The organism is Pseudoalteromonas sp. SW0106-04, assembly GCF_001293805.1.
Taxonomy (GTDB): domain Bacteria; phylum Pseudomonadota; class Gammaproteobacteria; order Enterobacterales; family Alteromonadaceae; genus Pseudoalteromonas; species Pseudoalteromonas ruthenica.
This window is the reverse complement of the sequence record NZ_BCAI01000015.1, coordinates 24,818-40,860: the sequence shown is the minus strand read 5'-3', so window position 1 is coordinate 40,860 and position 16,043 is coordinate 24,818. Positions and strand designations below refer to the sequence as shown.

Annotated in this window: 11 protein-coding genes; 5 read left to right on the top strand and 6 right to left on the bottom strand. The window is 47.0% G+C overall.

Annotated features, from left to right (window positions below):
- Position 1: 1 nt before the first annotated feature.
- The 3 genes from gltB to W04_RS15460 all read right to left on the bottom strand — a co-directional run bounded on the left by gltB (position 2) and on the right by W04_RS15460 (position 6,244).
- Positions 2 to 4,459, bottom strand: coding sequence for a glutamate synthase large subunit (gene gltB / locus W04_RS15470; RefSeq protein ID WP_053911511.1), 4,458 nt, complete (start codon positions 4,457 to 4,459; stop codon positions 2 to 4).
- A 338-nt stretch (positions 4,460 to 4,797) separates the two neighbouring features.
- Entirely contained in the window at positions 4,798 to 5,712 is a 915-nt protein-coding gene (locus tag W04_RS15465) for an ABC transporter substrate-binding protein (RefSeq protein WP_053911510.1), read from the bottom strand.
- 193 nt (positions 5,713 to 5,905) lie between these two features.
- A complete protein-coding gene (locus W04_RS15460; protein WP_022946165.1) occupies positions 5,906 to 6,244 on the bottom strand; it encodes a Grx4 family monothiol glutaredoxin in 339 nt (112 codons plus the stop codon).
- A 354-nt stretch (positions 6,245 to 6,598) separates the two neighbouring features.
- Here W04_RS15460 and W04_RS15455 point away from each other — a divergent pair, with 354 nt between their 5' ends.
- From W04_RS15455 to W04_RS15440, 4 genes are all read left to right on the top strand, one after another.
- Positions 6,599 to 7,183 (top strand): superoxide dismutase, encoded by a 585-nt coding sequence (locus W04_RS15455; protein WP_053911509.1) that lies wholly within the window; start codon positions 6,599 to 6,601, stop codon positions 7,181 to 7,183.
- A 231-nt stretch (positions 7,184 to 7,414) separates the two neighbouring features.
- Positions 7,415 to 9,337, top strand: coding sequence for a PrkA family serine protein kinase (locus tag W04_RS15450; RefSeq protein WP_022946163.1), 1,923 nt, complete (start codon positions 7,415 to 7,417; stop codon positions 9,335 to 9,337).
- 29 nt (positions 9,338 to 9,366) lie between these two features.
- Positions 9,367 to 10,653: a YeaH/YhbH family protein gene (locus W04_RS15445; protein WP_053911508.1), complete on the top strand. Its 1,287-nt coding sequence runs from the start codon at positions 9,367 to 9,369 to the stop codon at positions 10,651 to 10,653.
- Positions 10,654 to 10,668: 15 nt separating this feature from the next.
- Positions 10,669 to 12,177: a SpoVR family protein gene (locus tag W04_RS15440; protein WP_053911507.1), complete on the top strand. Its 1,509-nt coding sequence runs from the start codon at positions 10,669 to 10,671 to the stop codon at positions 12,175 to 12,177.
- Here W04_RS15440 and W04_RS15435 read toward each other — a convergent pair whose 3' ends face one another.
- Positions 12,178 to 13,143, bottom strand: coding sequence for a diguanylate cyclase (locus W04_RS15435; RefSeq protein ID WP_022946160.1), 966 nt, complete (start codon positions 13,141 to 13,143; stop codon positions 12,178 to 12,180).
- 3 nt (positions 13,144 to 13,146) lie between these two features.
- Positions 13,147 to 14,151: a response regulator gene (locus tag W04_RS15430; RefSeq protein WP_022946159.1), complete on the bottom strand. Its 1,005-nt coding sequence runs from the start codon at positions 14,149 to 14,151 to the stop codon at positions 13,147 to 13,149.
- A 213-nt stretch (positions 14,152 to 14,364) separates the two neighbouring features.
- Between W04_RS15430 and tpx the strand changes: the two genes are divergently transcribed.
- Positions 14,365 to 14,952: a thiol peroxidase gene (gene tpx / locus W04_RS15425; RefSeq protein WP_022946158.1), complete on the top strand. Its 588-nt coding sequence runs from the start codon at positions 14,365 to 14,367 to the stop codon at positions 14,950 to 14,952.
- Positions 14,953 to 15,004: 52 nt separating this feature from the next.
- Here the strand turns inward: tpx and hemH are convergent, their stop codons facing one another.
- Positions 15,005 to 16,009, bottom strand: a complete 1,005-nt coding sequence (gene hemH, locus W04_RS15420; RefSeq protein WP_053911506.1) for a ferrochelatase — start codon at positions 16,007 to 16,009, stop codon at positions 15,005 to 15,007.
- Positions 16,010 to 16,043: the final 34 nt, after the last annotated feature.

The window sequence follows — 16,043 nt, the reverse complement described above, 5'->3', positions numbered from 1 at the left end:
CCTACTGCGCCTGTACGCGCAACTCCGCGCTACTGCGGGCGCGGTGGCCCAATAAACTCTGCACATCACTGGATCTTGGTTTCACCAACTTAAACAGCGGTAGATACAGATCAAAGCTAGCAAGAATAGCCTCGGCTCGCTGTGAACCGGTGAGTTCTAAGTGTTCAGCTATCAATCCACGGAGGTGCTCATGATGTGTTACTAAGTTGTCTAGTTCGACAATTTCCACCAGCTCGGGGTTGATGCGTTTATCAAAGTCTTGGGCTTCGTCGAGTACATAGGCAAAACCACCTGTCATCCCCGCACCAAAGTTCACCCCAACCTTACCAAGCACACATACGACGCCGCCGGTCATGTATTCGCAGCCATTATCTCCTAAGCCTTCAACCACAGCAGTGACGCCGGAGTTACGCACGCCAAAGCGCTCGCCAGCACAACCAGCAGCATATAAATGACCACCAGTTGCACCATATAGACAGGTATTGCCAATAATTGCCGCTTGGTGCGATTGGAAACATGAGCCCATTGGTGGGCGAACGACTAAACGCCCGCCGGCCATGCCTTTACCGACATAATCATTAGCATCGCCAATAAGGGTCATCTCGAGACCACCGGCATTAAACACACCAAAGGATTGCCCTGCGGTGCCATGTAGCTCAAGACGAATTGGATCAGCAGCCATTCCCTGATTACCGTGCTTCGAGGCAATATAGCCTGAGAGCATGCCACCAATGGAACGATCGGTGTTATTGATGCGGCTCACCAAATTTAAACCCGATAAGTTATCAATGGCCTCCTTGGCTTTATCGAGCAGCTCCTCATTCAAGCGCCCCGTATAATGCGAAGTATTGTGCACCGAGCAGTATAAGGTCTCACCGCTGATATTATTGGGCTTCTCCAATAAATGACTGAGGTCGACTTTTTGCTGTTTCGGCGTTTTGCCCTCAATGGCTTCGAGTAATTCGGTGCGACCAATTAAATCCACTAGCCGCGTGACACCCAGCGATGCCATGATTTCTCGCGCTTCTTGGGCAATAAACCTAAAGTAGTTCATCGCCATCTCAGGCAAGCCATGATAATGCTTGGCCCGTAACGTCTCGTCTTGCGTCGCTACACCGGTTGCGCAGTTATTGAGGTGACAAATACGTAGGTATTTACACCCCAGAGCCACCATAGGTCCGGTGCCAAAACCAAAGCTTTCAGCGCCGAGAATGGCCGCCTTAATGATATCTAGGCCAGTTTTTAAACCGCCGTCTGTTTGCAAACGAATGCGATGACGCAAGCCATTTTCGACTAAGGCTTGCTGCGTTTCCGCTAATCCCAACTCCCACGGGCTACCCGCATACTTCACTGATGTCAGCGGGCTGGCCCCGGTACCACCGTCGTACCCGGCTATGGTGATAAGATCAGCGTAAGCTTTGGCCACACCGGTAGCAATGGTGCCGACCCCTGGCTCTGACACCAACTTAACCGAGATCATCGCACTTGGATTCACCTGCTTGAGGTCGAATATCAGCTGCGCCAAATCCTCAATAGAGTAAATATCGTGGTGTGGTGGAGGTGAAATTAAGGTCACACCTGGTACCGAATACCGAAGTTTTGCGATATAAGGTGTGACCTTCTCACCGGGCAGCTGACCTCCCTCGCCAGGCTTAGCGCCTTGGGCGACTTTGATTTGGATAACATCAGCACTGCGCAGATAGTGCGGAGTGACGCCAAAGCGTCCTGATGCCACTTGTTTAATACGTGAATTTTTCTCGGTACCAAAGCGCAGCTTGTCCTCGCCCCCCTCACCCGAGTTTGAACACCCGCCTAAGCGGTTCATCGCAATTGCCAGAGCTTCATGCGCTTCTGGCGATAAAGCGCCGATACTCATGGCGGCAGAATCAAAACGCTGGTAAAGCGCTTCTGCCGGCTCAACATCATCGACACTAATGGCCTTAGTATCGCTGCGCAGCGCGAGCATATCGCGCAAATTAGTGATGGGACGATTGTTTACCAAGGCCGCATAACGTTGATAGTCCCCATAGTCTCCTGAGCGCACTGCGGTTTGCAGTGTTTGGATCACATCGGGGTTATAAGCGTGATATTCGCCGCCATGAACGTATTTTAACAGCCCACCATGGGAGAGCAGTTTACGTGCACTAAATGCCAGTTTGCGCAACTTGCCTTGGTCGTGCTCAAAATCCGCAAAACAGGCACCAGCGATACGACTCGCCACGCCTTTAAAACATAGCTCGACCACTTTATCGGATAACCCCACCGCTTCGAACAACATTGAGCACCGGTATGAAGAAATGGTACTGATCCCCATTTTCGACATAATCTTAAACAACCCTTTGTTGATAGCATTGCGATAAGACAGCGTCACTTCGCGGTAGCTCTTGTCGATCACCTTGTTATCGCTCATCGCCACCAGCGACTCATAGGCGAGGTAAGGGTAAATAGCGGTTGCACCAAAACCAAGTAACACCGCGAAATGATGAGGATCGCGTGCGCTTGCAGTTTCGATAATTATATTGGTGTCACAACGCAAGTTGTTATTCACTAAACGTTGCTGAACCGCACCAACGGCCATTGCCGCCGGAATAGGCAGGCTGTCTTGGGTAATATGGCGGTCGGTTAAAATCACCATCACCGCGCCTTCTTCAGCCTTACGCTGCGCCTCATCACAAACGCGTTCCAACGCCTGCTCTAAGGTCTCATCACTGGTGTAGTTTAGGTCCACTTGGCTGTGGCTATAGTGCTCATCATTGGCACTGCGCAGCTGCACCATATCCGAGTACATCAGCACTGGCGAATCAAATTGCAAGCGCTTAGCGTGTCCTGTGGTCTCATTGAAAACATTTTGCTCACGGCCAATGCAGGTCGTTAGTGACATGACATGGTTTTCCCGCAATGGATCGATAGGTGGATTCGTGACCTGAGCAAATTTTTGTCGAAAATAATCATATAAGGAGCGATGGCCTTCAGAAAGTACCGCAAATGGCGTGTCATCGCCCATTGAACCGGTGGCTTCTTGGCCATTTTCACCCATCACCCGAATGACCTGGTCCAACTCCTCATTGGTGTACGCAAACATTTTCTGATAAATCAGTAGCGTATCAGCGTCAAACGAACGGTTACCGGCTTCTTTGTCGGTCAGCTTCTCAAAAGGTGTGAGGCGCTTAACGTTTTGCTCCAGCCACTGTTTGTAAGGATGCCTTGCTTTGAGGTCTTGATCGATTTCTCCTGAGTGCCATACCTTGCCATGCAGGGTATCAACCACCATCAGTTCACCGGGACCAACACGGCCCTTCTCCACCACCTCATCGGCGGCATAATCCCAAATCCCGACTTCTGAAGCCAAGGTAATAAAACCATCTTGGGTCACCACATAGCGAGCAGGTCTCAAGCCGTTACGATCGAGATTACATGCCGCAAAGCGACCATCGGACATCACAATGCCCGCAGGTCCATCCCAAGGCTCCATATGCATAGAGTTGAAATCGTAAAATGCGCGCAGATCATCATCCATCGCTCGGTTCTTTTGCCATGCCGGTGGCACTAACATGCGCATCGCCCGGAACAGATCCATCCCCCCGGCTAAAAACAGCTCCAGCATATTATCCAAGCTTGAAGAATCTGAGCCACTCTCGTTGACAAAAGGGGCGGCACTTTGCAAATCAGGCAGCAGTGGCGAGGAAAATTTATAAGCACGAGCCCGAGCCCATTGTCGGTTGCCCGTTATGGTGTTGATTTCACCGTTATGAGCCAGATAGCGGAACGGCTGTGCTAAGGGCCATCGCGGCTGGGTATTAGTGGAAAAACGTTGGTGAAAAACACAAATTGCCGAGGTCATGCGGATATCTGCCAAATCGAGATAAAAATTTGGCAAGTCCTCTGGCATCATCAAGCCTTTATATACGGTGACTAACCCAGACAGGCTAGCAATGTAAAAATCCTTATCCTGTTCTAACTGTTTTTCGATACGGCGGCGGGCAATGTATAACCGACGTTCCAAATCTTTTGGTCGCCATCCTTCCGGGGCACTGACGAAAACCTGCATAAACTGTGGCAACTGCTTTAAGGCAATATCGCCTAAGTAACTGGTATCGGTCGGCACTTCACGCCACCCTTGTAGGGTCAGTGTTTCTTGTTCTAGTTCTTTGGTGATAACACGTTTTGCCGCTTCAGCTTGAACCGGATCTTGGCTTAGGAAAACCATTCCCACAGCATAGTTCTTGCCCAGTAACCAGTTGTTTTCTTTGGCTACAGCTCGAAAAAAGCTGTCTGGTTTTTGCATCAGCAAGCCACAGCCATCACCGGTTTTACCGTCTGCAGAAATCCCCCCCCGATGTTCCATACGGGCAAGGCCCGTGATCGCGGTGCGAATCAGTTTATGGCTGGCTTGCCCATTGACTTGGGCTATCAAGCCAAAGCCACAATTATCTTTTTCTAATGCTGAGTCATATAACATTTGCGGACTCCTCTCCCCCTTGCTACTGCGTGCTAACCGCGTTGTAAGCAACCCTTACAGACGGCCTAGCAGACCGTCAACGCTAACGCTTTGCAAACAGAGTGTCAATGAAATCATGAATACATATTCACATTCTTGAATATTTTTCACGCTTTGTAAACATATGCAAAGCAAGGGAAGATGGAGGTATTTTTACTATTTATACTCGTTATTTTTTATATGACACCAGTGTCATATTTACAAATCGTTTAAATAGCGAGTATAAAATCGAACGTTTACGTTAACGTAAAGATGGGGTGTACATGAATAATTATTCATGTTACGAATAAAAATTCACCTTAATATGCGCTCTGAGCTGCACAGTGCTCGTCAATACGCTCAGTAAGCTGTTGGCGCAGTTGCTGAGCACTGGCAACAGGAATGGTTTGATTAATATCTTGCATCAACACTTGCCACTGTGGGCGCGTTTTCGACAGCGCAAAATACAATGGCTGATTGGTTATGCTTGGTTGCAATACTCGGTAGGCAGCGCGGTCAATACCGTTTGCACTGGCTACGGTATGTAATACTAAGGGATCGCCAATAATGAGGTTAACGCGCCCGTTAACCACTAAGTTAAGGTTTTGCGCATCATCTATAGCTTGCTGAACAATGACTTGGCCACTATCGATCACTTGGTCTACCTGGGGGGCATTTTGATAGCCACGAACGATACCAAGAGAGTAATTGGGCAATTCCGATACTCGTGGGGCCTGGGTGATAGCACTGTCAGCTGCAGCCACATAATGCACCGGTGCATGCGCAAGTGCTGAGGACAATGCGAGGTGATTAAGCCGTGTGCTGCCAGGAATGACATCTGAGGGCGCGGATGATTCTATTTCATACTCAGGAGCCAAAATATCCGCATGACCTAATTCAGTCATACGCACCGCCCGGGCCCAAGGCAAAAACCTGAACTCAGGGTTATACCCAGCCTGCAATAGCAATGCCGCCATGTAATGCAATAGCCAGCCCCCCTGACATTGATTACGTTCCAAGTAAGGAGGCCAATCAAGCGTCGCGACGATCACATTACGCTCAAGCCCCGCATCGACAATAAAGGTGCTGCCACGCCAAAAACCTGTGTAACTCTTGGTTGCATCATTTACTTGATAGTCAATCGTAATAGATTGACGCTGCGCGTATGAGTAGCTTGCGGGGATTAAGACCACTGCCAAAATTAAAACGGTCATACGAATATAAAGCATGAACATACAAGGCACGCCCAATAAACTGCTATTAATAACAAAGTTTAACCGAAGTTGTGCAGATAGAAAGTTTTACGGAGGGATTCGAAAAATTGCTTCTTTATTAAGAAATACGTTGCTGCTCGGTGCTATCAATAAAAGCCTCTGAACAGGGCCCTACTGTTAATAAAAAAGCCAGGAGAACCTGGCTTTTTTACTCTTATTCGCTATCAGCGTCTTTGTACTTTGCCGCTGTTTGCTCAATGAGAGGCTGTAGCTCGCCGCGTTGGAACATCTCAATAATAATGTCGCAACCACCAACTAACTCACCTTCCACCCATAACTGCGGGAAAGTTGGCCAGTTCGCATATTTGGGTAACTCAGCACGAATATCCGGGTTTTGTAGGATATCAACGTAAGCAAACTGCTCGCCGCAAGAGATCATCGCTTGCGCTGCTTGAGAAGAAAAGCCACAGCTTGGTAGTTTTGGAGAGCCTTTCATATAAAGCAGAATGGGATTTTCAGCAATTTGCTGTTTAATCTTTTCAACGGTTTCCATGTACAACCTCAATTTCTGTTAAATGTGACGGTAAGTGTTGAAATCCATCACTTTGACCACAATGTCTATCGTTAGTAGTAATTTTAAAGCAAACAGCGCGCTGTTGATACCGTAGCATGACGGTGATGAAGGCACCGGCGATATTTTTTGCTCTGATGTAGCAAAATCGTCGTATAAGACGTTTACTGTAAACGCAGGTTCAGGCACTTGTCGCCGTTTTGGCGTTGCTGTTTGCTAAAACTTGAGTAAAATACTCAGGAATTATAGTACCACTATAATGGCATTCAGTACACTTTGCGCAGTCCGCGCGCAGCTGCTTGCCCTTTTTTCAAATAATGATAGATGGAGAAAAACATGGCATTTGAACTACCGTCACTACCATACGAAATCAATGCATTAGAGCCACATATCTCTCAAGAGACGCTTGAGTATCACCACGGTAAACACCACAACACCTACGTGCAAAAGCTAAATGGCCTTATTGCTGGTACTGATTTCGAAGGTAAATCTCTCGAAGAAATCGTGTGCTCATCTGAAGGCGGTGTTTTCAATAATGCTGCTCAGATCTGGAACCACACGTTCTACTGGCACAGCCTTTCTCCAAACGGTGGTGGTGCACCAACCGGCGCTGTAGCCGATGCAATTAACGCTAAATGGGGCTCTTTTGAAGCGTTCCAAGAAGCATTTAATGACAAAGCAGTAAACAACTTTGGTTCGAGCTGGACTTGGCTAGTTAAAACTGCAGACGGTTCATTGGATATCGTTAACACATCAAATGCAGCTACGCCTCTAACTGAGCAAGGCGTAACCCCAGTTCTGACTGTTGACCTTTGGGAACACGCTTACTACATTGACTACCGCAATGTACGTCCAGATTACCTTAAAGGCTTCTGGTCACTAGTAAACTGGGACTTCGCAAACCAGAACTTCAGCGCTTAATCCAGCCGCTGATATAGATAGGTGAAATTTTTTCACCTGTTTGCTCTGGATTGACAAAAGCCGTGTGCGCACCATGCTCATGCGGCTTTTTTGTGGCTATTCATGGCGCTAAATATGAATAACTAAATTCCTAATATATTTCGCAAAATTTCACTTTACTGTCTACGCTTTAAGTACCGAGTCGCATCTTTCCACCCTTTCATCTCAGCTTCGGGTAACTTGGAGGTCGGTATGACAATTTTCGAGCATTATCAATCACGATTTGAAGCATCCCAGGAAGAAGAGTACAGCATTAGCGAGTTTCTAGAGCTGTGCAAAAAAGACAAGACAGCCTATGTCACGGCACCAGAGCGCCTGCTAACAGCCATAGGCGAGCCAGAAATGGTCGATACATCGCAAGATGCGGTGTTAAGTCGGCTTTTCTCTAACCGAGTTGTACCAAGATACCCGGCATTCAATGAGTTTTATGGTATGGAAGATGCCATTGAGCAGATTGTTTCCTACCTAAAACACGCCGCACAAGGCCTAGAGGAGTGTAAACAAGTATTATACTTGCTTGGTCCTGTGGGCGGTGGTAAATCATCGATTGCTGAAAAGCTTAAGTACTTGATGCAACAAGTGCCTATTTACTGTCTTAAAGGCTCACCGGTGAATGATCACCCCCTGAGCCTTTTTAATGCCATTGAAGACGGCGAACTGCTAGAAAAAGAATACGGCATTAAAAAGCGTTATTTACGTACCATCATGTCGCCTTGGGCAGCGAAAAGATTAAAAGAATACAATGGTGACATCAGTCAATTTAAGGTGGTAAAGCGCTACCCCTCTATTTTAAATCAAGTGGCCATTGCCAAAACTGAGCCTGGTGATGAAAACAACCAAGATATCTCCGCTCTAGTGGGTAAAGTTGATATTCGTAAACTTGAACATTACGCGCAAAACGATCCAGATGCGTACGCATACTCAGGCGCTTTATGTCTTGCCAACCAAGGCTTGATGGAATTCGTCGAAATGTTCAAAGCACCCATTAAAGTACTGCACCCGCTGCTAACTGCCACCCAAGAAGGCAACTACAACGGTACTGAGGGGATTTCCGCCCTGCCCTTTAATGGCATTATTTTGGCCCACTCAAATGAATCAGAGTGGCAAACGTTTAAAAATAATAAGAATAATGAAGCCTTTTTAGACAGGGTTTACATCGTTAAAGTGCCGTATTGCTTACGCGTCACTGAAGAAGTAAAAATCTACGATAAGTTACTGCACAACAGCGAATTAAGCGACGCTCCGTGTGCTCCAGGCACCTTAGAAACCCTAGCGAAGTTTTCGGTGTTATCGCGGCTAAAAGAGCCTGAAAACTCCAGTATTTACTCAAAGATGCGGGTCTACGATGGTGAAAGCCTGAAAGATACCGACCCCAAAGCAAAATCCTACCAAGAGTACCGCGACTACGCCGGCGTCGACGAGGGCATGACTGGGTTATCAACCCGCTTTGCATTTAAAATCTTGTCGCGCGTGTTTAACTTTGATCACAGTGAAGTGGCTGCCAACCCGGTCCATCTTTTCTATGTGTTAGAACAGCAGATAGAACGGGAGCAATACAGCGCCGAAGTGCAAGAACGTTATTTGTCGCACTTGAAAGGCTACCTGATCCCTCAATATGTCGAATTTATCGGTAAAGAGCTACAAACGGCTTACTTAGAGTCTTACTCCGAGTACGGGCAAAATATCTTCGATCGCTACGTCACCTATGCCGACTTTTGGATCCAAGATCAAGAATACCGCGACCCTGACACCGGGCAGCTATTCGACCGCGCCGCACTCAATGCTGAGCTGGAGAAAATCGAAAAACCTGCGGGTATTTCTAACCCCAAAGACTTCCGCAATGAGATCGTTAATTTTGTTTTAAGAGCGCGCGCTCACAACAACGGTAAGAATCCGCTTTGGACTAGCTACGAGAAACTGCGCACAGTGATTGAGAAAAAAATGTTCTCCAACACCGAGGACTTACTGCCGGTTATCTCATTTAATACCAAGACATCAGCAGAGGATCAGAAAAAACACGAAGACTTCGTTAACCGAATGGTTGAAAAAGGCTACACCCAGAAACAAGTGCGCTTACTGTCTGAGTGGTATTTGCGCGTTCGCAAATCGCAGTAACCAGCACGTAGTGAGTTGAGGGAGGTTTTATGGCGCACTTTATCGATAGGCGCCTGAACGGCAAGAATAAAAGCACGTTAAACAGACAGCGCTTTATTCGCCGCTATAAAAAGCAAATTAAAGAAGCCGTTTCAGACGCGATAAATAAACGCAGTGTTACTGATGTCTCTAGCGGGGAAAGCATTTCTATCCCCGCCAAAGACATCAAGGAGCCTTTTTTTCACCAAGGTCGCGGGGGGCATCGTGAGCAGGTGCACCCGGGCAACGACCAATTTAATAAAGGCGATAAAATAAAACGCCCGCCGCAGAGTCAAGGCGGCGGCGCTGGCGAGGGCGAAGCCAGCGATCAAGGCGAAGGGCAAGATGAGTTTGTATTCTCAATTTCAAAGGATGAGTATCTAGACTTATTATTTGAAGATTTAGAACTACCGAACTTACAAGAAACCAGTGTCGATAAGCTGGTACAAATGAAAACGCACCGCGCTGGTTTTTGCAGCGATGGCATGCCAAGCAATATTGATATTGTTCGGTCTTTACAAGGTTCACTGGCCCGAAGAGTGGCGATGACCGCAGCAAAGCGACGCGAGCTCGCTGAACTAAAAGCGCAATTGGTTGAACTTGAGCATGCCCCCGTACCAGAGCAAACCAAAATTAACGCGCTCCTTGAGCAGATAGAAGTGCTTGAGCGAAAAATATCTGCGGTGCCTTTTATTGATAATTACGACTTACGCTTTCGCAACTACGAAAAGCGTCCGCACCCCACTTCTAAGGCCGTTATGTTTTGCCTTATGGATGTCTCTGGCTCAATGGATCAAGCCACCAAAGACATGGCGAAACGCTTTTACATTCTTCTCTACCTATTTCTTACCCGCAGCTATGAAAACATTGAGGTGGTGTATATCCGCCATCATACTCAAGCCAAGGAGGTCGACGAACAAGAGTTTTTTTACTCGCAAGAGACTGGCGGCACCATTGTCTCCAGCGCATTAAAACTGATGCATCAAATAGTGAGTGAGCGATACGCATCCAGTGAATGGAATATCTACGCAGCGCAGGCGTCCGATGGCGACAATTGGGCAGATGATTCACCGCAATGCGCCGATTTGCTGAGCAACAAAATCTTACCCATGGTGCGATACTATGCCTATGTCGAAATCACCAATCGTGCACACCAAAGCTTGTGGCGAGAGTATGAGCAACTCGCGGCTCAATTCAGCAACTTTGCCATAGAGCACATTCGTGCTGTTGATGATATTTATCCTATTTTCCGAGAGCTATTTAAGAAAAACGCCAACAAAACGGCGCGTAGCGCCTAGTAATGAGGGGCGATTATGACTCGAAAGCCATTAAGTGATGGTCCAGATTGGACTTTTGATTTGCTTGAGCAATACCGCGACGAAATAAAACGCGTTGCACAACACTATAAGCTTGATACTTACCCGAACCAAATTGAAGTGATCACCGCTGAGCAAATGATGGATGCGTACTCCAGTGTCGGTATGCCTATTGGCTACAACCATTGGTCGTACGGTAAGAAATTTATCCAAACTGAGCAAAACTACAAGCGCGGACAAATGGGACTGGCCTATGAGATTGTGATTAACTCCAACCCTTGTATCGCATACCTGATGGAAGAAAACACCATGCCGATGCAGGCCCTAGTCATGGCTCACGCCTGCTATGGCCACAACTCATTTTTTAAGGGTAACTATCTGTTTAAAACCTGGACGGATGCCGGTTCCATTATTGACTACTTACTCTTTGCCAAAAACTACATTGGCGAATGCGAGCAAAAATACGGTATTGATGAAGTGGAGAATATTCTCGACTCCTGCCATGCGCTAATGAATTACGGTGTGGATCGCTATAAAAGGCCACAGCAAATCTCTTTGTTCGAAGAAAAGAGACGACAGAAAGAGCGAGCAGACTACTTACAGTCTCAGGTTAATGAGTTATGGCGCACAATTCCAGAGGCTGAGTCGCACAGCAAACAAAAGCGCGAGCGTTTTCCTCGTGAGCCGCAAGAAAATATTCTTTATTTCATCGAAAAAAATGCGCCTTTACTGGAACCGTGGCAACGAGAAATTGTGCGTATTGTACGCAAAATCTCGCAGTACTTTTATCCACAAAAACAAACCCAAGTAATGAATGAAGGCTGGGCTACTTTTTGGCATTACACCATACTTAATCATCTGTATGATGAAGGAAAGGTCACCGACGGCTTTATGCTCGAAGTACTGCAAAGCCACACTAATGTGGTGTATCAACCTCCCTACAACAGTAACTACTACTCGGGGATTAACCCTTACGCCTTAGGGTTTAATATGATGACGGATATTCGCCGAATCTGCGAAAACCCAACGGATGAGGATAAACAATGGTTTCCGGAGTATGCTGGCAGTGACTGGCTGGAGACCCTGCACTTTGCCATGCAAAACTTCAAAGATGAGAGCTTCATCAGCCAATTCCTTTCTCCTCGTATGATGCGGGAGTTCAAACTGTTTTCCATCGTTGATGATGCTCAACAACCTCACTTGGAGGTCGGGGCTATTCACGATGAAGCAGGTTACCAAGCAATTAGGGAAACCCTATCAGCGCAGTACAACCTCAGTAACCATGAGCCTAATATTCAGATCTATGATGTTGATATTAGAGGGGATCGTTCTTTAACTTTACGTTATGTACCACATCAATCGATTCCTTTGGCGGACTCAAGCGATGAGGTGATGAAGCACCTATACCGGTTGTGGGGATTTGCAGTGAGGTTAGAGCAAGAGCAGCAAGATGGCAGTACCCAACTGCTTAGTCAGTGCCCTGCAGCGCAAAACAGCGACGCTTAATTAAGCGCCGTTGTTAGCGATAGAAATGCGGTTTCGCCCTTCCTGTTTCGACTTGTACAGCGCTTTGTCTGCTGCGGCGACCCACTGCTCATGTTGCTCAAAAGCGCTGTCGTACTGAGCGATCCCTACGCTAATAGTCATTTTAATGACTTCCTCGTCAACAACCACTTGCGAACTTTCAACCTGTGCCCGCAAGCGCTCGGCAAATACTTTGGCGCCTTCTGCATCTGTATCATATAAAGTAATAGCAAACTCTTCACCGCCATAACGCCCAGCCATGTCACTTTCGCGCAAGGTGTTGCTTATAATGTTGGCTATGTGTCTTAACGCCTCATCTCCTGCCGCATGGCCATGACTGTCGTTAATATTTTTGAAGTGATCGATATCTAGCATTAACAAGCTATCATGCCCTTGTGAGCGACTCACACGCTTAAACTCTTTTTGCAGACTTTCTTCCCAAAAGCTGCGATTAGGTAATTGCGTTAACCCGTCAGTGCGACTGATTTGCTCGAGCATGCGATTGGCTTCTTCCAATTCGATTTTATTCACTGCCTCGTCAGTTACATCATAAATAATGATGCATACGTGGGTCACATCTCCGGTGGTACTGGTTAACGGGATGAAGGTCGCATTTTGGTACATATGATTCGCTTTACCAGTGATCGGGCGGTAGTTCTTAAAGCGAAAAATATAGGGTTTTTGCTCCCAAATAGTGAATGAGCGGTTTTTCAGTACAAACACTGACTCGGTTTTGGTTCGAAACCACTTCTCATCAATGCTGGGGAACAAGTCGAATAAATCTTTGTCTTTCACCGCACTAGGCAGCAGCCCAGAGTGATTCTCCATAAAGCCATTCCATATGCACACCCGGTATTTGCGATCCAATACCACAAGGCCCACATCCACAGTATTGAACATGTCCATGAGCCAGTGTATTTCGTGCATATTAAAATCAGCTGCAGGCATAAATTAATCTTCCAATAGGTATTCGACTTTGTATTTGAGAGTTTTCAGGGAATCTTCTGTGAACAACAACATGAGGTCGCAATTTATATCGTGGTCCTCGATTCCATAGCTGATTTCTATCGCCAATGTACGTTGCCAACGCGAGCGGTTGGCCGAGACCAATTCTTCAACTTCACGATGCTGACCGAGCACCACTGGGTGGCCTTGGGAAAAACCCACATCAAGCTGCTTCGCTAAGCCGGTAAGTACCGAGCCCACTAAAATATTGCTGACATCCATTAATAGTTCGAGCTCTACCGCATCGGTGATCTCTCCCTCGTAATTCATCAGTGAAGCAATTTCTTTAAAGCTGGAGTCATTAAGCAATAACAACGCCTCGCCCGAGATCCCCCCACCAATAAAGCCCTGACAGATGCCTGAAGTTGCCGCATTTTGGTCGATTGAGCGAAGTGCCATTGCCAGCTCATTCACTTCAAGTACGTTTACATTAGGAATGGGCAGCTTTACGAATACATTAAGTAGCCGCGCGAGCAAGTCACCCGCTTGCCCCATCGCCACATTGGTGATCTCTTGATAAATGTCACGAATATCCGGGTCAAGCTGTTCCCCGAGCTGCAAGGCTAAACGTTGGCGTGCCGCCTTATCTTTTATGCCGTGCTGATCAATAATTTGCTCTAATTTGCTGGCATCGCACGGTTTGGCAATGAAATCAATCGCACCAAGCGCAAGGACACGCTCGTGCGCTGTCGGTTGGATATCACCAGAGACCACCACAACGAGCACCTGAATATTACGCTCTTTGATGGCCTGCAAGACTTGATAACCATCCATGCCTGGCATGTTGAGGTCTAGAAACAAGATTTCCGGTGAGAACGACTGCAATTTGTCTAGGCAGTCTTCGCCGTTGACGGCGTATTCCAGTTTTATTTCCCAATCTTCGGGTAGGGAACGGGCTAACTGCCTGCGAGCAACTGTGGAGTCATCACAAATTAACACTGGTGTTTTCATGACAGGCAGTACCTCACTCGCATGATCGTTGAATGGTGGTTAGTCGTATCGGAATGCGTTGTTATTGTTGTTGATCGCAAACTAGCCTGTATTAATGTTAATAAAAGATAACAATAAACACAATTTAAATATCCACCGCCGCTATATCCTTTTGTACTGGCGTATAGATATAATAGTTCATAGGATTTTGCAGAAAATAGAAAAGAGAGCGTTATGTTTAAGAAATTAGCACTGTGCACCCTGTTGACCTGCAGCACTGTGGCGCTAGCTCAGCAAAGCGAGACTATCAATACCATTGATGCTGGTAAAGTCACAGCCCAAGGAAAGCCTGTCACCCTGTTAGGCAAAGGAGTCAAAGTGGGTGATGCCGCACCAGATTTTCGTACCGTGAATGCCCAATTTGAACCACGCAGCTTAAATGACTACCAAGGCAAAGCAGTCCTATTGAGTGTAGTTCCGAGCTTAGACACTGGCGTGTGCAGTATTCAAACAAAGCACTTCAATGAAAAAGTGGCCAGCGAATTCCCTCAAGTCGCTATGTTAACTGTCAGCACTGATTTACCTTTTGCGCAAAAACGTTATTGCGCCGCAGAGGGAATTGACAAGCTAGAGACTCTCTCAGATGCAGTATGGCGAGATTTTGGTGAGCAGTATGGTTTACTTATCAAAGATATGGGCTTGCTTAGCCGTGCCGTATTGGTGTTGGATAAAGACCACAAAGTCATCTACAAACAACTTGTTAGCGACCTATCCAAAGAGCCTAATTACGATCATGCGATCAGAGCACTGAATAGCTTATAGACTCGGTTTTATTGGTGATAGTAAAAAGGCGCATTATGTGGCGCCTTTGGTATTACCAATTCTGCAATTGCTGCTGGGCTAGCTCAGCCAGTAAGGCGATATGAACCTCACTATCATTGAGTGCGGGAATGTAATCAAGGCTCTCGCCTCCCGCCTCTTTGAACACTTCGGCGTTTTCCACGGAAATCTCTTCCAAGGTTTCTAGGCAGTCTGCAGCAAAAGCCGGGCAAACCACCTGCACTGTTTTCACCCCTTGCTCTGGCAACGCTTCCAAAGTTTCATCGGTATAGGGTTTTAACCACTCTTCAGCACCAAAACGCGATTGGAAGGTCATCATCCATTGCTCATCACTGAGCCCCAACTTGGTTGCTGTATTTTGCGCCGTAGCTTGGCAATGCTCAAAGTAAGGATCCCCTTTTTTAACACAGCGCTTAGGAATACCATGAAAAGAGAAAATCAATTTATCCGCCTCGCCATGCTGAGCGCGGTAATCAGCGATAGATTGCGCCAATGCATTAATATAGCTAGGCTTCTCGTAGTAGTGCTTAAGGAAACGAATTTCCGGTAAGTTACGCACGGTTTTTAGATGCGCCATCAGCTTATCGAATACCGCCGCCGTGGTCGTCGCAGAGTACTGCGGATACAGTGGCAACACCGCTATTTTATCGATGCCGCGCGCCTGCATATCTTTAATGCGGCTAGCGATGCTGGGATTGCCATAGGTCATGGCATAGTCGACGTGAATAGCCTCTCCCGTGCCTTGTTCTAAGTGCTGGCGTAAGGCAATGCTTTGTTGCTCGGTAATTGCACGCAGCGGCGAGCCTTGCTCCTGCCATATTGATGCGTATGCTTTAGCCACCTTGGGCGAGCGAATAGGAAGAATGATGCCATTGAGAATAAAAAACCACACAGCTGGCGGTATCTCAACGACGCGAGTGTCGGATAAAAACTCGCGCAAATATACACGAACGGCTTTTGACGTGGGCGCATCAGGGGTACCAAGATTAACTAACAACACCCCGTAGCGGCTGGCGCTTTGCGATAAAGCAAGTGACATAGCAATGAAGTCCTAAACGCTAAATTAAAAGTGA

Coding starts and splice junctions, on each gene's coding strand:
- W04_RS15455 (WP_053911509.1), top strand. CDS start 6,599: ATGGCATTTGAACTACCGTCACTACCATACGAAATCAATGCATTAGAG.
- W04_RS15465 (WP_053911510.1), bottom strand. CDS start 5,712: ATGTTCATGCTTTATATTCGTATGACCGTTTTAATTTTGGCAGTGGTC.
- hemH (WP_053911506.1), bottom strand. CDS start 16,009: ATGTCACTTGCTTTATCGCAAAGCGCCAGCCGCTACGGGGTGTTGTTA.
- tpx (WP_022946158.1), top strand. CDS start 14,365: ATGTTTAAGAAATTAGCACTGTGCACCCTGTTGACCTGCAGCACTGTG.
- W04_RS15460 (WP_022946165.1), bottom strand. CDS start 6,244: ATGGAAACCGTTGAAAAGATTAAACAGCAAATTGCTGAAAATCCCATT.
- W04_RS15440 (WP_053911507.1), top strand. CDS start 10,669: ATGACTCGAAAGCCATTAAGTGATGGTCCAGATTGGACTTTTGATTTG.
- W04_RS15450 (WP_022946163.1), top strand. CDS start 7,415: ATGACAATTTTCGAGCATTATCAATCACGATTTGAAGCATCCCAGGAA.
- gltB (WP_053911511.1), bottom strand. CDS start 4,459: ATGTTATATGACTCAGCATTAGAAAAAGATAATTGTGGCTTTGGCTTG.
- W04_RS15435 (WP_022946160.1), bottom strand. CDS start 13,143: ATGCCTGCAGCTGATTTTAATATGCACGAAATACACTGGCTCATGGAC.
- W04_RS15445 (WP_053911508.1), top strand. CDS start 9,367: ATGGCGCACTTTATCGATAGGCGCCTGAACGGCAAGAATAAAAGCACG.
- W04_RS15430 (WP_022946159.1), bottom strand. CDS start 14,151: ATGAAAACACCAGTGTTAATTTGTGATGACTCCACAGTTGCTCGCAGG.